The organism is Scytonema millei VB511283 (assembly GCF_000817735.3).
Classification (GTDB): domain Bacteria; phylum Cyanobacteriota; class Cyanobacteriia; order Cyanobacteriales; family Chroococcidiopsidaceae; genus Chroococcidiopsis; species Chroococcidiopsis millei_B.
This window is the reverse complement of sequence record NZ_JTJC03000003.1, coordinates 49098-67139: the sequence shown is the minus strand read 5'-3', so window position 1 is coordinate 67139 and position 18042 is coordinate 49098. Positions and strand designations below refer to the sequence as shown.

Here is an 18042-nt window from a genome sequence, read left to right as displayed (position 1 = left end):
CGCTGCTAATTTCTTAATTCCGATCGAATGTAGCAGGTTAAAGTGTAAAGTTTTCTCCTAAACTTTGGCGCGTCAGCGGTTGCTCTAACTCTAAGCCTTCGCCGCCCAAAACCTCAAGTGGTTCTCCTTCCACCTCAATCCAAACTTTGGCATTTGGATCGAGACTTGTGGCTGTGTAAATCACCTGTGCCACTCGCCCTGTCATCGCAGTACTACCACCGCCAGCGGTGAAATCTTCGGATAAATTGACGTGAATTCCATCTTTCTCCACCTTTAGCTCCCGCAGTGTTGTTCCTTGGGGAATGGTAGTACTGACAGATCCATCTTTTGGACCAGAGAGTAAGTTATCAAAAGCAGTTTTCAGAGCAGCCGTAGGCTGTTTTTTAATGTCAGCCGTTGTGGTGGCTGTAGTTGCAATTAGCTGCTGTCTTACTCCACTTCCCTTGAGCCAAAAGACTTCTACCTGTTGTTGTGCGACTGGTGGAGTTTGCGGCTTTGGCGCTTCTTGAATCCCGCTAATGGGTGGCGCAATTGGTCGAGTTGGTTTTTGGTTCGATTGCCAGTGCCACCAAGCTGCGCCGCCTCCTGCTGTCACTGCTACTGCCGCAATTCCTGCAACTAAGCCGCTAACTGGAATTCGGCGATTTTGTTGTTGTTTAACCATAGGGATAGTTCTCCTTGGGTGGACGCGAGATCGGTGAGATGAGGAGGCAAATTAGCAAATTATATATTAGCTGAGTCTATAACTTAGAATTCTGCAATGAAGGATTCTGCAACAAAGTGGAAGACGGATCGACGCGCACAAAAGTTACTAGATCTAATTTTTGGGCAGCTACTTTCAATTGTAAGATTCTCACTTGCAGTCCGTAAACTTCCAGGCGACGGAAATCGAGTTCCTGGCTGAGATTCGTGGCGATTTCGTTGACGATATTCTGAGCGACTGCTTCCCGATCGACTATAACTTTTGGTTGAACGAGTTGAATTTGTCGCCCCCCTTTTACCACCAATCCTGACTCAGCGACAATTGCCAGTGGTTCGTCGTCATCCTCTGTGGCTAGTTGGACTTGAAAGCGCAGGCGATTGTTGGCTAGTAGTTCTAGTCGTGGATTGACAAACTTATAGTTAGAGCTAGATTCAGAGCGATCGCCCCCCAATTCTGGAATCACAAATTCTTGGATTTGCGCAATCAAGACGGGTAAGGCTTGGTTGAGATCTGATTGCTCCAGCAGCAAATGCACTCCTGCATGGAGCGATCGCCGTAATTTGAGCTTTTGCTTTCCGAGACTGCGCGGATCGACATCAACTGGATCGGTTTCTAGTTCTAAAGCAGCAATACGGATATTCTGCTGCTTTAGTCTTAAGCCTCGCCCAGCCAAGCGTACCTTTTCCACCTTTCCGTGTATAAGTTGGTAACTAGGGGCATTGTCTACTCGCACTTCTAGCTGCTCTGCGTGCTGTAATTGAGAGCGAACAGCATTTTCTGCCGTTCGATCTACAACTAACCCGGCTGGAGTCACTAGACCAAGTATGCCAGACAGAAGAATCGTAAAAAATTCCATTATGCGTTCATTTCAAGGCATTTAGGCTATTTTTAGACTTTGATATTCAGTTTCAGACTCAAACTATACTAAGTTTTTGTATCTGTTTAAATTCTTAAGTTTAGCTTAATCAGCTTCTGACTTCTCCCCATTTTCGTTCTGGAGATGATTAGTGCCGTGTAATTTAATTGTCAGCCTCCTGCGTAGAAATGCTTGCAGGAAAAATTAAGCGATCGCTTGCTTGTAATTGAGTTGAAAAATCGTAGTTTTGAACACAAACTGTACTAAATAAAAATTCTTACTCTTGGTAGATTTTCTAAGTTAAATTTATTTTCACAGCGATTTTCATTCGACTGCAATACGTTAGTAGGGGCGCACAGCTGTGCGCCCCTACAGTTCGTGTATCTCATCCAATTGAAAACGGCTGTAATACCCGACATACACAAAGGCAGCTCAAAAGACATTAAATATATTTACAAAAAATTTTAAGCTCTGTTGCAAAATTGCCCGATCTGCTGCCACCGTCGCTAAATCGGGCGAAAGACCGTGATACGATGCATTTTTAGCGATTTGAAGTTTGGGAGAAAAACTTTGACTCTACGGGTTGCTGTCGTTGGTTCGGGTCCAGCAGGTTCATCCGCCGCAGAAGTCCTAGCCAAAGCTGGCATCGAGACTTACCTAATTGAACGCAAGCTGGATAATGCCAAGCCTTGTGGCGGTGCGATTCCTCTATGCATGGTGAGCGAGTTTGACCTCCCACCAGAAATTATTGACCGTCAGGTACGACGGATGAAGATGATTTCCCCCTCTAACCGCGAGGTGGATATCAATTTGGTTAATGAAGACGAATATATTGGTATGTGTCGCCGCGAAGTGCTGGATGGATTCCTGCGCAACCGGGCGGCGCAGTTGGGCGCAACTTTAATTAATGCTACAGTTCATAAACTTGATTTTCCCACAAATAGTAAAGAACCCTATACCATCCACTATGTAGACCACTCAGAAGGTGGGACGCAAGGAGTTGCTAAAACTCTGAAAGTGGATTTGGTGATTGGTGCGGATGGGGCAAATTCTCGGATTGCTAAAGAAATGGACGCAGGAGATTACAACTTCGCGATCGCATTTCAAGAGCGCATCCGTTTGCCTCAAGATAAAATGGCGTATTACCAGGATATGGCAGAAATGTACGTTGGTAACGACGTTTCTACCGATTTCTACGCTTGGGTATTCCCCAAATACGATCACGTAGCCGTAGGTACGGGGACGATGCAGGTCAACAAAGCCAGCATCAAGCAGCTACAAGCTGGTATTCGCGCTCGTGCGGCGAGAAAGTTGGCTGGGGGTCAAATCATTAAAGTTGAGGCGCACCCCATCCCCGAACATCCCCGTCCCCGTCGCGTTGTGGGCAGAATTGCTCTAATTGGCGATGCTGCTGGTTACGTGACGAAATCTTCTGGTGAGGGAATTTACTTCGCGGCTAAATCTGGGCGGATGTGTGCCGAAACGATTGTGGAGTTTTCCCAAGCTGGTAGCCGCATTCCTACAGAAGATGACCTCAAGGTTTATCTCAAGCGTTGGGATCGGAAGTACGGCATGACGTACAAGGTGCTAGACATTTTGCAATCAGTATTCTATCGTTCTGATGCAACCCGCGAGGCATTCGTGGAAATGTGCGCTGATTTGGACGTGCAGAAGCTCACGTTCGATAGCTACCTCTACAAAACAGTGGTTCCAGCGAATCCAATTACTCAGTTGAAGATTACTGCTAAAACGATCGGTAGTCTGATCCGCGGTAATGCTTTAGCTCCATAGTTTCATCGAGCGGTTTTTAATTTGTAGGGGCGTACAGCTGTACGCCCCTACATTTGTTGTGTCTCTTTTGCTATGTTGCCAACTTTTTTGTTATCTGCTCGCTCGTTGTTTCTGGCGCAATTGTTTTTACCGTAGCCTATATGGATTAAAAACACAGCTCTGTTTGCGTGAAGGCAAAAAATATTTTGTGGAGGATTGCTTTTTTTTCTTTGTTTAGCTATTATTATTTTAGTTAATTCTCAAAATCTGTTTGTTCTTAAAATTTTGAATTAGATTTATATGATTAAAAATATAATATCAGAAAAATGGACAAATGCAGATGAAATCAACTGCATTTTCTCCTGACAACTAGAGCAAACAATTAAAGTTAACTCTAGCTATTTTTGTAAAAATATTGACTTATTCGTGACTGCTACCGTGACCTACAGCTACTTCCTCTAGTTGCTCTACGCTCGGTAGTTCCAAACAGTAGCCTGCACCATAAACAGTTTTGATATAACGAGGATGGCGAGGATCTGGTTCTAGCTTGGTTCGTAAGTGACGAATGTGGACGCGAATAGTTTCAATGTCATCGTCAGGATCGTAGCCCCAGACTTCTTTGAGAATGTCGCTAGGCGAAACAGTCTGCCCGTGACGCTGAAGCAAGCAGTGGAGTAACTCAAATTCTAGGTGAGTCAATTTGACAGTTTCAGTAAACCAGATAGCTTCAAAACGCTCTGGAACCAGAGTTAGAGGACCGTAGTTGAGGATCTCGCTATGCTTAGCTGCTTGAGGGATGCGATCGGTGCGCCGGAGTAAGGCACGGACGCGAGCCAGCATTTCTTCAACTTCAAACGGTTTTGTCAAATAGTCGTCTGCACCTGCATTGAAACCTTCAACCTTATCTTGGGTTTGGCTTAGGGCTGTGAGCATGAGTACGGGAATTTCAGCCGTCCGTTCGTCGCGCCGCAAACGCTGGCAAACTGTAAAGCCGTCTACTCTAGGTAGCATCAGATCGAGCATAATTAAGTCTGGCTGCAACTGGAGTGCGAGAGCCTGTCCTTTGATTCCGTCTTCTGCTTGACTGACATCGTAGCCAGCCATCTCTAAGTTCACGGCAACCAATTCGGAGATTGCTGGATCGTCATCAATTACAAGTATTCGTGCCATTATTATTAAATCAGATTAACAAATGTTAATGAACAATAAGAACCTTGGGCAGATACAAAGATTGCTGTACTGATTATACGGATGATTCTAAAGATTAGCTATCGCTCATGTGGTGAATGTTGTAACAAAGTGATGAAAATTGAATGCGATCGCCGAGTTTGAGAGGCAAGAGGCGAGAGTTCGCTGGCAACTGACAACTGACAACTGATAACTGAAATGCATCGAGAACAATTGAATTCCGACTTTACGCCGCCTTGGTGGTTGCGCAACGGCTTAGCCATGACGGTTTACACTGCGCTTTGGGCAAGCAAAGACTGGGAAAAAACGACTAGCCACCCAGAGCCAGATTATGAAGCAGTTATTTTTCACGGTGCTGGAGAAGTACCAATCTTTGGTTGGGTAGCAATTCCCGAAAATCCCAAAGCCACGATCGTTGGGACTTATGGTATTACAGGTACTTTGGAAAATCAGTGGTTTTTAAGACTTTTAGGACGCAAAGCTTTTGCTCAAGGCTATGCTGTAGTTCTATTTGACTGGCGGGGGCACGGGAAAACAGCTCAGTTATCGCCAACTTTAACTTCTGATGGGTTATACGAAGGAGAAGATTTTGTTTGCATCGCCGCTCAAGCAAAAGCAATGGGTTGTCCCGCACCATTTTGGTTTACAGGCTTTTCCCTCGGCGGGCAATTGGCTTTGTGGGGAGTGAAGGCGGCACAAAATGAATTCGGAATTCTGAATTCGGAATTCGGAAGTCGAGAAGACAAGAAGCAATTTCAATCCAAAATCCAAAATCTAAAATCTAAAATTTCCCTGGCTCCTAATGAAATTGGGGGAGCAGCAGTGATTTGTCCGAGTTTGGATTCAAATCGATCGCTATCTTATTTGGTAAAGCACCCATTGGGGAGAAAGTTGGAACAAACGATCGCCAAGCAGTTGAAAAAATTGGCATGGCAGATCTACGAAGCACACCCAGGCGCGATCGATCCTGCTGCGATAGAAAAAGCTAATAGTATTTGGGGTTTTGATAACGAATTGGTAATTGAGAAACTGGGGTTTCCTTCGGTAGAGGCTTATTACGAGGCAAGTAGCGGTTTGCATATACTGCCGCAGTTACAAAAACCGACGCTGATTATTTATGCTGCTAACGATCCGATGTTCGATCCGGCAATCGTGCCAGACTTGCAAGCAGCGTGCGATCGCAATCCTCAGCTCGATCTACTATTAACTCGCTACGGCGGACATGTCAACTACATGAGCGATCGCGCCTGTCAGCAGCGTTTTGCCGATCCCGATCCTTGGTGGGCGTGGAATCGAGTTTTGGAGTGGATTGACAGTCAGTTATCAGTTGACAGTTAACAGTTATCAGTAAAGAAAGGGTGTGGGGTGTGGGGTGTAGGGTGTGGGGACAAGTCGTAAGTCGTAAGTGAGAATTAACTGGTCACTGGTCACTGGTCACTGATAACTGCTCCCTGCTCCCATCAAACATCGAGCAAGCCGTATTTTTTCTGCAAATCGAGCAATTTCATTCTGGCTTCTCCAGCATTGTCGGCTAAATCGGCAAATTCGATAAATCGGCGTAATTCTTTGCGCAGAAGATTGCGTTCGACTTCCCATGTATCGCGATCTAATTCTGGGGGCAAAACGATCGCGTCGAATAATGTAGCGCGTTCTTTACCTGGATGAGGGCGTAAAATTCTGCCGCGTCGTTGTACGAATTGGCGCGGATTACTGCTACTAGCCAGAATGACAGCGGTTTGGATGGCAGGAATATCGACACCTTCATCTAAACAACGAATTGCTACTAAACCTTGCAATTCTCCTGTTTCAAATTGACGGCGCAACTTTGTCCGTTCTGCTAAAGGGGTATCGGCGGTGTAAGTGTTGACGCGATAACCGAGTTCCACTCCTAACATTCTGACGACGGCTGCAATCTGGCGATCGCTTGCCGAGATACGCTCATCTTCAGTCGTTCCATCGCCGCAATAAAATAGGGTGTGGGATGTATCGCGACGGTTTCGCATTAACTGACGTAAAGCATCAATCTTATTAGCTGCTGCGCCAACTAATCTAGCTCTCTGCATCAATAATGGCGTAACATCGCTTTCTGCACCGTTTTCTTGGGATGCGATCGCCCAACCAATTCTCGTCGTCAGTTTTGCATAGGCTTGCGCTTCGGTAGCAGTCAGATCTACCAAAATCGGATAGTAAAGATAGCGGACTAATGCCCCTTGTTGAATGGCATCAGCTAAAGTGAGTTCTGGTTGTAGGACTGTGCCAAAGTAGTCAAGAATAAATTCCGTGCCTTGCTCGTCGAAGTATCTTTCTGGTGTAGCAGATAAACCCAGGCGCAGTCCAATTTGGCGGGGTAGACTTTGTTCTAAACGAGGCGCACCAAGGTTATGTGCCTCATCGCCAATTATTAGGGTTTTTTCTGGGAAATATTTCAATTGAGATTGAAAGCCTTCGCCAATTAGAGTTGAGTTGGTCGCGATGACAGTAACAAAGGGCTGACTGCCAGCGCGGACGTTATATAGTCCTGTAGATAGCTGACTTTGCCACTGCCGAAGACTTTCAAAGGCTAAAATCGGCTGCAAACCAAATTTTTCGGCTTCTGTCGCCCATTGGGTGACGAGATGGCGATACGGACAGACAACGATTAAGGCTTGCAAGCCAATTCTTTGATAGAGTTCGCAGGCGATCGCTAAAGCTGTAATTGTTTTACCGCTACCCGTTGCCATTTTCAACGTTCCCCTACCGCGATTGGCAAACCAATTAGTCATGGCTTGGCGCTGATAAGATCGCAACTGTAGCGATCGGGGTATTCTCGGACATCCCGGTATCGGTAAGGATTTTGGTGTCGTTTGGGGTTGGTACTTGCCTCGTTCTTCCTTGGCAACAAATAATTTTAACTGCGATCGGGCATCAAGCGGGTATTTGACTGAACTCTGCGTAAGATACATTGACTTTAAATCCCATCTGAAGCAATACGCTTGAAGAACAGAAGCATGACTGGCTCTAATGTCATAATTTATACCTTTATGGTAGTATAGTTTTCTATCTACAAAAAAGTTTGTCACAAATAACTCAAAATGAATCTACCAGGATCGATATTGGTAGCCACTATCATTTGAGCCTAAGTTTAGTTAGTTCATAGCTGCTCAAAGCCTATGCTTAAAATCAGAGTTCGACGTGCTATTTTTTTTCCTCGGATTCTAGTATAATTTGCCATATCAAATTTCAAGATCAACCGTAAAAATTTCATGTGACTTCAAAGCAGAGATCGATAAAATCTATACGAGTTCTGGTTGCATACTGGTAGCGATCGCTGCTACAGATTTTGTATGCAATTAGTCAGGTTCAATTTCAATACAGGTTATCAAAAATAAGAAAAATACAAGCGGTCGAATAAAATTGTGTTTGATTTGAAGAGAGTTAAAGCTTAAATTTAGCTTTCCAAGTAAACTTTGTAAATTCTATTTTTTCTAGTGGTGGGCTTCATCCGAAGCAGAGTCAGTTTAAAAATAAAGATGCTCAGCAACAACACAGATTATAGTTTAACCGAAGTCAAGAAAAGCTCAAATGCCATCGATCCACTTCCTCCAGATGTAGCAAGACCGATGTGGTCTGTGATGATTCCGATATATAACCGCACAACATATCTAGAGCAAGCGATCGCCAGTGTTATAGAGCAGACGCGAGAATATGCAGCAGAGCGAATTCAAATTGAACTAATTGATAATTGTTCTACTAACCCTGAGATTGAATTTCTAATTCAGCAATTAGCTAAACAGCACAGAATTTCTGTTTACAGACAGCCTCAGACCGTCAGCATGGTTGAAAATCTCAACACTTGCATTCGTCGCGCTCGCGGTCAGTTAATTCATATTCTGCACGATGACGATATTGTTTTACCAGGATTTTATCAGTCTTTAGAAGCAGCATTTACCCAAGAACCAAGTATAGGTGCGGCGTATTGTCGGCACGCACACATTGACGAGAACGATCGCCAGCAAAATTATTTATCTTCATTAGAAAGAAGTACCTCTGGTATAATTCCTAACTTTCTCAAACGCATTGCAGTATACTCGCTTGTCGATCCACCAGCGATGGTGGTTAAGCGCAGTGTTTACGAACACTTGGGTGGCTTTCGTCCAGAATTGTATGGTGCTTGCGACCACGAAATGTGGCGGAGAATTGCCGCACACTACCCTATTTGGTTCGAGCCACAAGTACTAGCTTGTTTTCGCGTCCACTCTAGGTCTCAGACTTCTGCCTTTGTGAGAACGGGAAAAAACATTGTCAATATGCGTCAGAGTATTGAAACTACCCGCTCGTATTTACCAAAATCCACAGCCGAGCGCATAGCAAAACGAGCGATGGAAGAATGCGCCTTATATGCTTTAAGAAATGCTTTCAGAGTCCTTAGTAGAGGCGATCTAACCGCTACAAAAGCTCAAATTCGAGAAGCTCTCAAGTGTAGTTGCTCCTTAAAAGTCATAGCGGCACTATTCCTAGTGCCTTTCTTAGCTGTAGCTAGTAGCTTGAAGCGATGTTTAGAGCGGCATAGGGAGTAGGGAGAGTGGCTAGTGGCTAGTGACCAGTGACTAGTGAAGAAAGGGTGTGGGGTGTGGGGTGACAGTAACCAGTGACTCCTGACCAGTGACCAGTTAGTTATTCGATCTCCCCCATCTTCCTCAGCTCCCTCAGCTCCCTCAGCTCTTTTCCCCTGCTCCCTGCTCCCTAGTTATAGCCGCGCCACACGCCTAAGAGAACGCCTTGCAGTTGGACTTGCTTGGCGGCGATCTCTATCGGCTTGTATTTAGGATTAGCGGGTTTGAGCGTCACGCGATCGCCACGAAGATAAAAGCGTTTTAAGGTCGTACCGTGTCCGTCTACCCTAGCTGCAACGATCGTGCCATTTTTTACCTGTTCTGGACTGGCAACTGGACGCATGATTGCGAGATCGCCTTCGGTAATTAAATCTTCAATCATGCTGTCACCAATCACCCGCAACGCAAAAGTTGCAGGTGGTAAAAATAGCTTTTCAAAATCTAGGTGTTCGACAGCATCGGTAAATGGTTCGACCAAACCGCCAGCTGCGATCGCACCCAGAACTGGGATACTCTGTTGGGGAGAATGGGATTGTAAAATGCGGATCGTCCGTGCTTTACCTTCCGTCCATTCAATGTATCCTTTGGCGCGTAAATGTTCCAATCGACTTTGCACGGGTGCAGGCGATTTCAAATTCATCGCTTGCATCATCTGGCGAATTGAAGGTGAATGCTGGTATTGCCGCACGTATTCTGCTAACCAGTCATATAGTTCTTGTTGAGCTACCGTTAGGGGTTCCATAGTTTAGTGTGTTTCAATCGCGATATAGACCTCTTAGAACAGTCGTACTACAAAATTGCCCCTAATGGCAAAAAAAAGTTTTTAGAAGAAGTCAAAAGTCAAAAATTAGGAGTTAGGGATTCTAAGAGTCAGAAGAATTCAAGCCAAAATTCGCGCACCTCAAATCTAATTTCTCCCTTGTCTCCCCCCTCTCCCTTGTCTCCTAGTCCCCAATTCCCAACAAACTAGCTAGTAAAGCTTTTTGAGCGTGCATTCGATTTTCAGCTTGATCCCAGACTTTGGAGTGGGAACCTTCTATGACATCGGTAGTTATTTCTTCGCCGCGATGGGCTGGGAGACAGTGTAAAACGATCGCCTCTGGATCGGCAAGACTTAACAATTGTTCGTTGGCTTGGTAGGGTTGAAAGATTGGAATGCGGGAATCAGCTTCTGATTCTTGTCCCATGCTTGCCCAGACATCGGTATAAATGACGTGCGATCCTTTAGCTGCTGCTTCTGGATCTTCGGTGACAATAATTTCAGTTTCTGGTAAGGCGATCGCTTTAGCTTGCTCGACAATTTCTGTTAAAGGTTTAAAATCAGCGGGAGTGGCAATTTTGACATTCATACCCACCAAGGCACAGCCTAGCAGCAAAGAATGGGCGACATTGTTACCATCACCTACATAAGTCAAAGTTAGTCCCTTCAACTTGCCAAAACATTCTTCTACTGTCAGCAAATCTGCCAGTATTTGACAAGGATGTTCGCGATCGGTCAGAGCGTTAATCACAGGAATTTTGGCATAATGGGCGAAAGTTTCCAGCTGTTGCTGCTCAAAAGTCCGAATCGATAGAATATCCAAATATCGATCTAAAACTCGTGCTGTATCTTCTACAGGTTCGCCACGGCTCACTTGGGTTGTGGTGGTGTTAAGATCGATTACCTGTCCTCCCAATTGATACATTGCTACAGTAAAGCTGACGCGAGTGCGGGTGGAAGCTTTGTAAAATAGCAGTCCTAAAACTTTATTGCACTGAGGCTTTAGCTGTCCTGATTTTAACTGCGCTGCCAGTTGTAGCAATGCTGTCACTTCCTCTGAAGTTAAATCGGCAAGACTTAGTAAATCTCTTCCCTTCAACTCTGCCATGCTGCCTGTGATAAATAAAGAACGGTGAGTAAGAAGCTGTCATAAACGAAAATTGACACAGCCTGCCTCATTTCGATTTTTCGCTGTGTCAAAAAAGTACTGATTCTTTAGAAAGTAGCAGATTTTTGACAGATAGAACAGTCAGTTCTTCAGTTGGCGGGGATTAAAAACTCGACATAAGCTCTACATAGGCTTTCACAGTCTTGCTAAATGTCGAGCAAGTTTGCTAACATAATCAATTGTGCTGGTGTAGCTCAGTGGTAGAGCAGCTGATTTGTAATCAGCCGGTCGCAGGTTCAAATCCCGTCACCAGCTTTTTTTCTGCTCCTTGCTAGAAAAGTATTTTAGCCCCTAGTGAGCGCGCTCGTCAGAGTTAGGGGCGCACATAGGCTTGTGACGCGCTCTCAACATGCTGCCAGTTAAACTTGGTATGGTAGTAACTGACCAGTCGCCATAGTTGTATTCTTCTTTTGGGGATGCGATCGCACTCAAGCGCCCTTGCGGCAAGGAACTAGTAGGGACAAGGTACACACTGATGAGCTACATTCTAACTAAAGCTCAACTCCAACCGCGTGAAAGGCTTGTTTAACAGCCTGTGCTAAATCGTATTTTTGCTGCTGTGAATATAGTTCGACTGCTTGACGATAAGCCGATCGCATTTCACGAAAGTTTGTAACATTGCCATCCCGATCCTTAATGTTGAGTAAAACCCAACCTAAATTATGTTGTGCCTCTGCATATTCTGGTTTTAACTGAATTACCTTTTCTAAGCATGAGCGTGCTTGCGACCATTGGCTCTGTTGTCCCAAGAGTGTGCCTAGACGAAATAAAGTAAAGGGATCGTTGGGCAATCTTTGGCAGCAAGCTTCATAGACTTCGATCGCTTTTTGAATATTTTGCAGGTGTTCGTAAGCAATTCCTAAATTCAACAATACCCAGCTAGGTGTTTGTGCCTGACATTTTGCTTGTTGAAAATTTGGTATGGCATCAGCCCACAAACCAAGAGATGCTTGCTTCCAACCTTTGAAACCCCAAACAAACGAACTGTTAGTTACTTGAGTTATAAACTCTTGAATGCACCTGTCTACATCATGAGCCTACTTAGAAGTGACTGCTCTATCTAATGCAATCGTTAGGCAAGGATATACCCAATTTTGTAGTTCCTGAAACTGATGAGTGTGAGTTTGTTTAGACTTAGCGATCGCAAGCCTAGCAGCGCGAATTGCTGGTTTCCATTGCTGTTGATTTATAGCAATCCATGCTTGTAGTCCTAAAGCAAAAGTAGAAGTATTATCGAGTTGAAGTGCTTTTGATACAGCAGTCTCAGCTTGTTGCCACTTACCCAATTTGCCAAATGCCCAAGCTAAGTTGGCTTGCATCCAAGATTCATTTGGCGCTAGATTAACTGCCTGCTGTAACTGATTGACTGCTTCTAACCAATTTGACTTACGGCAATTGACAAGCCCTAGAACTCCTCAGTATTGGTAAATTGCGATCGTTAATCAGAATATTATCGGGTTTAATATCTCTATGCAAAATTTGGTTAGCATGAATAACTTGCAGAGCTTCAGCAATCTGAATAAAGTAACGCTTAACACGATCTTCTTGAAGAAAACCTTGTTCTTTAAGAATTTTTGCCAAAGTTTTACCTTCAACAAAAGCCATAATCATGTATGCAGTATTGTTTTCTTCAAAAGATTCATAGACTTCGACAATACTGGGATGGTTACATTTTTTGATTCGCTCTGCTTCATGCCTCACTTCTTGAAGCTGTTTTTGCCATTCTTGAGGCGTGATACTAGAAGACCAAATCACACTTTTTCTCTGTCTGCTAGCTTTTTCAGGTCAGTTTTCTTTAATAGAAATACATTTAGAATGAGTTATGTCAAATCCTTTATAAGTAATGGCGAAACCACCTTCACCGATTTTTTCTTCTATAGCGAGTCTAAGCCAATCGTGAACAGAAGTTAGAGATAAACAGGTAAAATGAAAATGTTGATATCAAAACCTGTTAAAAACTTACATGAAGCTAAACCATCTATCCAAAGAGCAACAAATTCAGCTTTTAAAAGATTTCATTAAAAGTCATCCAGATGAAAAAGAGATGGGGAGAGCTTTAGCTGTTAAACTAGCTATAGAAGGCTATAAATATCGACAGATAAGCAAAATTTTAGAAGTTTCTGGAGGATTTATTACTAAATGGAATCAAGCTTTTAAGTCAGGAGGATTGACCGCTTTAAAGTCTTCCTATCAAGGAGGAAAAGGTTATTTAACTCAAATTGAAAGACAAGCGGTAATTGACTGGTTAATCGAGCAAAAAGCTTGGGATATTTCAGATTTAGAAATTCATCTAATTGAACAGTATGATGTAGTTTTCCAATCCCGACAGAGTTATTATCAAATCTTGAAAGAAGCGCGAATAACTTGGCAAAAAGGAGAACAAACTCATCCGCGTCAAGATCCAGAAGCCATCTCAAAAAAAACCGAGAAATTGCGGAGTTACTAGAGAAGCATCGAACCCAGATTCAATCTGGAGAGCTAGTTGTGTATATTATAGATGAATGCCATCTTCTTTGGAACGATCTAGTCGGCTATATTTGGAATTTGATAAAAAATCCTCAAAAAATTCCTATTCTCAATCCCAAAGAACGACAAACTTATTATGGCGCGTTAGAATTCACTCAAGAGTTTATTCTGGTTTCTGAATCAACAGCTAATGGAGAATTAACAGTAGAATTTGTCAAAAAATTAATAGCGAAACATCCCAGCTCTAGAATTTTATTGATTTGGGATGGAGCTAGTTATCATCGAGGGCAAGTAATGAGAGATTTTCTCGCTGAACAAAATGAAGGAGTTTCTCCTGAAAATTGGAAAATTACCTGGATTCGATTTGCTCCTTATGCACCTCAAGAAAATCCAGTTGAAGCTATTTGGTTACAACTGAAAACTCTGCTCAGAAGATTTTATCGTTTTGGGAAAAGTTTTAAGAGCGTTAAACGTCTGTTTCAGCTCTAAGTATTTGCGGTCGGAGTACTCCGCCGCAAAACTTAGCTTTTTGTTGGCTTAAAACTCTTTAATCTTCTGATTTTAAAAACTACGATGCTTTATCACGATTCACTTAGACTCGCTATAAAAGCGACTATCTTCTGTGCTGCTTAAAAAGTTGATGGTTTTAGTTACAGGCTCGTAAAGGTTGGTAGAAGCACAAGGAATTTGACCGCCAAGAAAATCGAGATAGTTGCCAAGTTTGAAATCACTAGCAGGGAAAAACTTATCTAGATTTTCTCTATTAACTGGATAGCCACTATAATTAACACCAGAATCGCCAAAGGGTACAATTGCTATTTGCGTATTGGGACTTCGCTCTGCTATGGCTGAAGATTCTTTCAGCACTAATAGTGCAACTCCTATATCTAACGCTCTTCCATCACTCTTCAAAACTTGGGCGCTCCAATTTCTTAACCCATATAAGTTTCCTACTTCTTTATACTTAATCCCAGGAACTTTAGTGACGTTTGCCAAAAATGATTTCTTGAATATGACGTTTCTCTTAGTCTGTCTGAAACTTCTACAGGTCGAACTCTCTGAAATGAGCGCTTTGGAGTTTCAGAAGGGTGACACTCGTAGGTGATGCCACGATAGATGAATTTCATCTTTCATCTTCTTGGTTCTATCTATTTGAAGCGTACTCAGTTCTAATGCTTGGCTGCTTTGGTGATTCTTGCAATGACTTGAAAGTGACAACGAATCCAGATAAAATTCATCGTCGATCGCAAACGTGTGTGGCAACTACGGCGGCGTGGACGTGCAGATTTAGCCGTGCGTCCAAAGGAAGTGGAATGATTCAGCTTTCGGTATCATTCCAGTTAGCTGCTTAAAGTATTGTGTTAGATGGCTTTGACTGGAAAACACCAATTGTAAAGCAATCGTGGCGGCTAAGTCAGTGGTTGTCAGCAGTAGCTTCGCTTGTTCCATCCGCTGTTGAATGAGCGGCGAAATGCACTTGAGAAATTCCAAGAAAATCAAGTGCGATCGCGTCCGCCGCCATCTGTTGAAGGACTTGCGGCATAATGACTAAATCGAGCAGTTAGTATGCTTCACGCTGCTTTCCACTTGAGTTATAACTTAGACGTTGCAACTTAGACGTTGTAACTTAGACTTAAAGAGCGTAAAACTCCCTCAGGTTAAGGCAATAAAATGGCAGATCCGGTGCAACTTGCTCTACTAACTCAAGGAATAGCAGTTTGGAATGATTGGCGCAAAAAGAATGGGGGAGTTGTGCCAAATCTGAGTCGAGCTACATTAATCCGAGCTTATCTGTGCGCTGTTAATTTAAGTAAAGCCAATCTCTGTGCTACAAACTTGACTTGGGCTAACCTCAATATTGCCGATTTAACTGATGCCGATCTCAGTGGTGCTAATCTCACTAATGCATATCTGATTGGCGCAAACTTGACGGGAGCTAGTTTGAGTGGAGCCGAGCTCACCGGAGCCGATCTGAGTGAAGCCGATTTAAGCGGTGCTAATCTTCACGCCGCGATCGCGAATCGTACTAACTTTTCCCAAGCTAAGTTTTTTAAAACAACTATGCCTGATGGCTCGATCCGTGGATAGATTTTACTACCATAGTCTTTGGCTTACCTCATTAGATAGAAAACAGCTTTCGCTCCTAAATGCTAAACATATAAGTATATTCAATTACTTCAATAAGCCCCGATCGCCTTCGTGTGAATCTGTATTTTTCCTAAAGATTTACTGTCAAAAATTAAGCGTTCGAGCGGTTGAAAAAGATCGAAAATCAAAGCTGCTATGGCTTTGCATCTGTGAAAAAAATAGCTAAAGCTAGTACTTAAGTATCCATTTTGGCAGAAATATTAACTTATGTATATGATCAAAATCTATTTACGCGATTAACAAACAAAATTTGAAGCATAGGAAGTGTGAGATATGGAAACTCTAGCTATTTGTATCGGTTTGGGGATTATGGCGATCGCAATTACCGTAGCTGTGTTGTGGACAGTTGAGAAGCGATCGGCGCTGAACCAACTCAAACTCAGACAACCCAAGCGTTGCTAAAATATCAGACTGAACTCTTTTGAAAAGAACTCGCGATCGCAATTTCACATGCATTGCGATCGAAACTGCGTGCTTTTCTACGAGAATGGTGTAGTATTAATTATGCGATCTAAAGCCTATTTTGGTTGTTAAATAGCTGGCTGGAAAAAGCCGTCGTGTATTTTTAATATCGAAATATACTGACAAAAGCATCGATCGCCTTTAAAGACAGATAAAACAGAATTAAAATCTAGTTTGAGACTAACCGATATGAGTTCTGACGACCTCAATAAATCTCTTGCAGAATCAACTAGAGCATTGGCAAAAGCTTTTATCGTTTGGGGTTTAGACAGCATGGATCGAGTGCAGGAGTTTAGCCACCAAGCCCAAGAATACATGCAAGAGTTGGTGACTGAAGCTAAAAAAGAGCAGACTGCTGGCAAGACTAACAAAAGTAGCGACGAGGAGCCTCATTACAAACAGGCAGAAGCACCAGCCGAGGCAGGGAGCAGGGAGCAGGGGAAAGAGAGCTGAGGAAGCTGAAGGAGCTGAGGAAGCAAAACAATTCACGCATTCACGCATTCACGCATTCAGAATTCTTACACCCCACACCCTTTCTTCACTAGCCACTAGCCACTAGCCACTAGCCACTCACTACACCCTGCTCCCTAAACAAAAGAACAGGCGATGCGAAAACCGATACCGCTACCACCATTATCTGCTCGATCCCAGTGGCGCTGTGCTGCACGGCAGAGCTTCGGAATACAGTACCAAGCACCGCCTCGCAACACTCTGTGGCTGTCGTCTCCACCAGAATCCCAAATGCCACCATCGGTAGGAGCGCCTTTATAGTTGGAGTGCCAAGGATCGGCGCACCATTCCCAGACATTACCGTGCAAATCGTATAACCCAAAGGCATTCGCTACCCCAAAGCTACCTACAGGAGTTGTCTGCTGTCGATAAGTTCCTCGGATTCCAGAGCGGTAAGTATAGTTGCCGTCGTAGTTAGCAACATTAGAAACAATTGTATCGCCAAAGTGAAATGGCTTTGTTGCCTGTGCTTTAGAGATTTCTCGATCTTCAGTGTATTTAAACGCTGCCTGACTCAGATCGAATTTAGTCGAGGCGATCGCCCGACAAGCATACTCCCACTCGGCTTCGCTGGGTAACCGATACTCGCGCCCAGTTTTGCGGCTGAGTCTGGCACAAAATTCAACTGCCTCGTACCAAGTGACTTGTTCTACGGGTAAATCTTCGCCTTTAAAATGAGCAGGATCGGGATTGAGCGATCGCTCGACTTTAGGTAAAGCCGCGACTGCTTGCCACTGAGCTTGAGTGACTGGATATTTTCCCAGCCAAAAAGATTTGACCGTAACTTGGTGCTGCGATCCTTCGTTGGCTTCCCGTCCCTCTTCATGCGGCGGCGAACCCATCCAAAATGTACCAGATGAGATCGAAACAATTTCTAATTCGATTCCATCGCCCAAGTCTTCGCTCCACGATTGGGCATAGCTGGTACGACGGTCAATTTGCTTGCCGCGATCGTCTAAGGTTAGGACTGAGAATGAAAATTCCGCTCTGCTAGTAGGTACGCTCTCCAATAGCGTTGATGGTACACGCTCTAACTCTACTTGTAGTTGCGATCGCTCTCGATCGACTTGAGACAATTTACTTTGCAAGCGCGATCGCTCCAGGAGCGATTGTTCTAGCTGAAACTGAAGATGAGATTCTTTTTGTCTAGCTTGTTTGACTTGCAGTTGCAACTGATGCATTTGTTCTTTTTGCAACTTAGTTGCCATCCACTGTTTCCGCGCCCACTCTAGTTTGACTTTCTCTTGCTCGATCCAATCTGGCAGTAAGCTAACTAAAAATGGGTAAGGCTTGAGTTGCCAATGGCAGACAGGGCAAATTTCAATCTCGCCTTCAATGTATTCCGTCTGGCAAACAGGACATTTAGCCATAGGAGGGGCTAGGGGCTAGGGGCTGGGGGCTAGGGTTTTTATGAAACAA

23 protein-coding genes and 1 tRNA gene are annotated in these 18042 nt (G+C 43.8%); 10 read left to right on the top strand and 14 right to left on the bottom strand.

From position 1 onward, the window contains the following. Nucleotides 1-37 precede the first annotated feature (37 nt). Both QH73_RS12035 and QH73_RS12030 read right to left on the bottom strand, forming a co-directional pair. The gene (locus tag QH73_RS12035; RefSeq protein ID WP_039714185.1) at nt 38-664 is read right to left on the bottom strand and encodes a GerMN domain-containing protein; all 627 of its coding nucleotides are present in this window, start codon (nt 662-664) and stop codon (nt 38-40) included. Between the two features lie 76 nt (nt 665-740). Continuing rightward, nucleotides 741-1559 (bottom strand): LmeA family phospholipid-binding protein, encoded by an 819-nt coding sequence (locus tag QH73_RS12030; RefSeq protein WP_039714184.1) that lies wholly within the window; start codon nt 1557-1559, stop codon nt 741-743. A gap of 570 nt (nt 1560-2129) precedes the next feature. On the opposite strand from QH73_RS12030, the gene chlP reads away from it, so the two are divergent. Next, nucleotides 2130-3350, top strand: coding sequence for a geranylgeranyl reductase (gene chlP, locus QH73_RS12025; protein WP_039714183.1), 1221 nt, complete (start codon nt 2130-2132; stop codon nt 3348-3350). Nucleotides 3351-3749: 399 nt separating this feature from the next. Here chlP and rpaA read toward each other — a convergent pair whose 3' ends face one another. Continuing rightward, the gene (rpaA, locus tag QH73_RS12020) at nt 3750-4499 is read right to left on the bottom strand and encodes a two component system response regulator RpaA (protein WP_039714182.1); all 750 of its coding nucleotides are present in this window, start codon (nt 4497-4499) and stop codon (nt 3750-3752) included. A gap of 216 nt (nt 4500-4715) precedes the next feature. Between rpaA and QH73_RS12015 the strand changes: the two genes are divergently transcribed. Further along, the gene (locus tag QH73_RS12015) at nt 4716-5855 is read left to right on the top strand and encodes a YheT family hydrolase (protein ID WP_039714181.1); all 1140 of its coding nucleotides are present in this window, start codon (nt 4716-4718) and stop codon (nt 5853-5855) included. Between the two features lie 122 nt (nt 5856-5977). Here QH73_RS12015 and QH73_RS12010 read toward each other — a convergent pair whose 3' ends face one another. Then, the gene (locus QH73_RS12010; protein WP_039714180.1) at nt 5978-7459 is read right to left on the bottom strand and encodes a DNA phosphorothioation system restriction enzyme; all 1482 of its coding nucleotides are present in this window, start codon (nt 7457-7459) and stop codon (nt 5978-5980) included. Between the two features lie 567 nt (nt 7460-8026). Here QH73_RS12010 and QH73_RS12005 point away from each other — a divergent pair. Next, nucleotides 8027-9073 (top strand): glycosyltransferase, encoded by a 1047-nt coding sequence (locus QH73_RS12005; protein WP_039714179.1) that lies wholly within the window; start codon nt 8027-8029, stop codon nt 9071-9073. 166 nt (nt 9074-9239) lie between these two features. Here the strand turns inward: QH73_RS12005 and lexA are convergent, their stop codons facing one another. Together lexA and argF are read right to left on the bottom strand one after the other, a co-directional pair. Then, nucleotides 9240-9851 carry a transcriptional repressor LexA gene (gene lexA, locus QH73_RS12000; RefSeq protein WP_039714178.1) on the bottom strand — a complete coding sequence of 204 codons (612 nt, stop codon included), beginning with the start codon at nt 9849-9851 and terminating at the stop codon, nt 9240-9242. 202 nt (nt 9852-10053) lie between these two features. Beyond that, nucleotides 10054-10977 (bottom strand): ornithine carbamoyltransferase, encoded by a 924-nt coding sequence (argF, locus tag QH73_RS11995; RefSeq protein WP_039714177.1) that lies wholly within the window; start codon nt 10975-10977, stop codon nt 10054-10056. A gap of 243 nt (nt 10978-11220) precedes the next feature. Here argF and QH73_RS11990 point away from each other — a divergent pair. Continuing rightward, nucleotides 11221-11292 (top strand) — tRNA-Thr (locus tag QH73_RS11990). A gap of 36 nt (nt 11293-11328) precedes the next feature. On the opposite strand, the gene QH73_RS11985 is transcribed toward QH73_RS11990, so the two are convergent. The 4 genes from QH73_RS11985 to QH73_RS27780 form a co-directional block, all read right to left on the bottom strand. Continuing rightward, complete coding sequence (locus QH73_RS11985) at nt 11329-11508, bottom strand: hypothetical protein (protein WP_132866977.1); 180 nt, start codon at nt 11506-11508, stop codon at nt 11329-11331. Between the two features lie 20 nt (nt 11509-11528). Next, a complete protein-coding gene (locus QH73_RS27790; RefSeq protein ID WP_201278124.1) occupies nt 11529-11975 on the bottom strand; it encodes a tetratricopeptide repeat protein in 447 nt (148 codons plus the stop codon). A gap of 99 nt (nt 11976-12074) precedes the next feature. Beyond that, nucleotides 12075-12356 carry a tetratricopeptide repeat protein gene (locus tag QH73_RS27785; protein ID WP_052289854.1) on the bottom strand — a complete coding sequence of 94 codons (282 nt, stop codon included), beginning with the start codon at nt 12354-12356 and terminating at the stop codon, nt 12075-12077. Nucleotides 12357-12423: 67 nt separating this feature from the next. Next, nucleotides 12424-12792: a protein kinase domain-containing protein gene (locus QH73_RS27780; RefSeq protein WP_052289853.1), complete on the bottom strand. Its 369-nt coding sequence runs from the start codon at nt 12790-12792 to the stop codon at nt 12424-12426. Nucleotides 12793-13000: 208 nt separating this feature from the next. Between QH73_RS27780 and QH73_RS27775 the strand changes: the two genes are divergently transcribed. Next, nucleotides 13001-13483 (top strand): helix-turn-helix domain-containing protein, encoded by a 483-nt coding sequence (locus QH73_RS27775; protein ID WP_201278123.1) that lies wholly within the window; start codon nt 13001-13003, stop codon nt 13481-13483. A 38-nt stretch (nt 13484-13521) separates the two neighbouring features. Then, the gene (locus QH73_RS27770; RefSeq protein ID WP_201278122.1) at nt 13522-13992 is read left to right on the top strand and encodes a transposase; all 471 of its coding nucleotides are present in this window, start codon (nt 13522-13524) and stop codon (nt 13990-13992) included. Nucleotides 13993-14091: 99 nt separating this feature from the next. Here QH73_RS27770 and QH73_RS27765 read toward each other — a convergent pair whose 3' ends face one another. Next, entirely contained in the window at nt 14092-14499 is a 408-nt protein-coding gene (locus QH73_RS27765; RefSeq protein WP_039714176.1) for a hypothetical protein, read from the bottom strand. A 92-nt stretch (nt 14500-14591) separates the two neighbouring features. Between QH73_RS27765 and QH73_RS11965 the strand changes: the two genes are divergently transcribed. Beyond that, nucleotides 14592-14855 (top strand): hypothetical protein, encoded by a 264-nt coding sequence (locus QH73_RS11965; protein WP_165587676.1) that lies wholly within the window; start codon nt 14592-14594, stop codon nt 14853-14855. On the opposite strand, the gene QH73_RS11960 is transcribed toward QH73_RS11965, so the two are convergent. Together QH73_RS11960 and QH73_RS28775 are read right to left on the bottom strand one after the other, a co-directional pair. Next, nucleotides 14791-14952, bottom strand: a complete 162-nt coding sequence (locus tag QH73_RS11960; RefSeq protein WP_132867076.1) for a helix-turn-helix transcriptional regulator — start codon at nt 14950-14952, stop codon at nt 14791-14793. The two genes, QH73_RS11965 and QH73_RS11960, sit on opposite strands and share 65 nt — an antisense overlap. Further along, the gene (locus tag QH73_RS28775) at nt 14918-15046 is read right to left on the bottom strand and encodes a hypothetical protein (RefSeq protein ID WP_286194097.1); all 129 of its coding nucleotides are present in this window, start codon (nt 15044-15046) and stop codon (nt 14918-14920) included. The genes QH73_RS11960 and QH73_RS28775 overlap by 35 nt, the downstream gene beginning before the upstream one ends. Nucleotides 15047-15174: 128 nt before the next feature. Here QH73_RS28775 and QH73_RS11955 point away from each other — a divergent pair, with 128 nt between their 5' ends. The 3 genes from QH73_RS11955 (at nt 15175) to QH73_RS11950 (ending at nt 16566) form a co-directional block, all read left to right on the top strand. Continuing rightward, nucleotides 15175-15591, top strand: a complete 417-nt coding sequence (locus QH73_RS11955) for a pentapeptide repeat-containing protein (protein WP_052289852.1) — start codon at nt 15175-15177, stop codon at nt 15589-15591. A gap of 333 nt (nt 15592-15924) precedes the next feature. Further along, the gene (locus QH73_RS28770; RefSeq protein WP_286194096.1) at nt 15925-16053 is read left to right on the top strand and encodes a hypothetical protein; all 129 of its coding nucleotides are present in this window, start codon (nt 15925-15927) and stop codon (nt 16051-16053) included. A 249-nt stretch (nt 16054-16302) separates the two neighbouring features. Further along, nucleotides 16303-16566 carry a hypothetical protein gene (locus tag QH73_RS11950; RefSeq protein ID WP_039714175.1) on the top strand — a complete coding sequence of 88 codons (264 nt, stop codon included), beginning with the start codon at nt 16303-16305 and terminating at the stop codon, nt 16564-16566. Nucleotides 16567-16700: 134 nt separating this feature from the next. Here the strand turns inward: QH73_RS11950 and QH73_RS11945 are convergent, their stop codons facing one another. Continuing rightward, complete coding sequence (locus QH73_RS11945; protein ID WP_052289851.1) at nt 16701-17993, bottom strand: formylglycine-generating enzyme family protein; 1293 nt, start codon at nt 17991-17993, stop codon at nt 16701-16703. Nucleotides 17994-18042: the final 49 nt, after the last annotated feature.

What these genes read in the sequence shown, in the direction of transcription:
- QH73_RS11950 (WP_039714175.1), top strand. Translation starts at nt 16,303, where the DNA reads ATGAGTTCTGACGACCTCAATAAATCTCTTGCAGAATCAACTAGAGCA.
- QH73_RS28770 (WP_286194096.1), top strand. Translation starts at nt 15,925, where the DNA reads ATGGAAACTCTAGCTATTTGTATCGGTTTGGGGATTATGGCGATCGCA.
- lexA (WP_039714178.1), bottom strand. Translation starts at nt 9,851, where the DNA reads ATGGAACCCCTAACGGTAGCTCAACAAGAACTATATGACTGGTTAGCA.
- QH73_RS27785 (WP_052289854.1), bottom strand. Translation starts at nt 12,356, where the DNA reads ATGCAAGCCAACTTAGCTTGGGCATTTGGCAAATTGGGTAAGTGGCAA.
- QH73_RS12035 (WP_039714185.1), bottom strand. Translation starts at nt 664, where the DNA reads ATGGTTAAACAACAACAAAATCGCCGAATTCCAGTTAGCGGCTTAGTT.
- QH73_RS27775 (WP_201278123.1), top strand. Translation starts at nt 13,001, where the DNA reads ATGAAGCTAAACCATCTATCCAAAGAGCAACAAATTCAGCTTTTAAAA.
- QH73_RS12010 (WP_039714180.1), bottom strand. Translation starts at nt 7,459, where the DNA reads ATGTATCTTACGCAGAGTTCAGTCAAATACCCGCTTGATGCCCGATCG.
- QH73_RS12005 (WP_039714179.1), top strand. Translation starts at nt 8,027, where the DNA reads ATGCTCAGCAACAACACAGATTATAGTTTAACCGAAGTCAAGAAAAGC.
- rpaA (WP_039714182.1), bottom strand. Translation starts at nt 4,499, where the DNA reads ATGGCACGAATACTTGTAATTGATGACGATCCAGCAATCTCCGAATTG.
- QH73_RS12015 (WP_039714181.1), top strand. Translation starts at nt 4,716, where the DNA reads ATGCATCGAGAACAATTGAATTCCGACTTTACGCCGCCTTGGTGGTTG.
- QH73_RS11960 (WP_132867076.1), bottom strand. Translation starts at nt 14,952, where the DNA reads ATGGAACAAGCGAAGCTACTGCTGACAACCACTGACTTAGCCGCCACG.
- QH73_RS11955 (WP_052289852.1), top strand. Translation starts at nt 15,175, where the DNA reads ATGGCAGATCCGGTGCAACTTGCTCTACTAACTCAAGGAATAGCAGTT.
- argF (WP_039714177.1), bottom strand. Translation starts at nt 10,977, where the DNA reads ATGGCAGAGTTGAAGGGAAGAGATTTACTAAGTCTTGCCGATTTAACT.
- QH73_RS28775 (WP_286194097.1), bottom strand. Translation starts at nt 15,046, where the DNA reads ATGCCGCAAGTCCTTCAACAGATGGCGGCGGACGCGATCGCACTTGAT.
- QH73_RS11945 (WP_052289851.1), bottom strand. Translation starts at nt 17,993, where the DNA reads ATGGCTAAATGTCCTGTTTGCCAGACGGAATACATTGAAGGCGAGATT.
- QH73_RS12030 (WP_039714184.1), bottom strand. Translation starts at nt 1,559, where the DNA reads ATGGAATTTTTTACGATTCTTCTGTCTGGCATACTTGGTCTAGTGACT.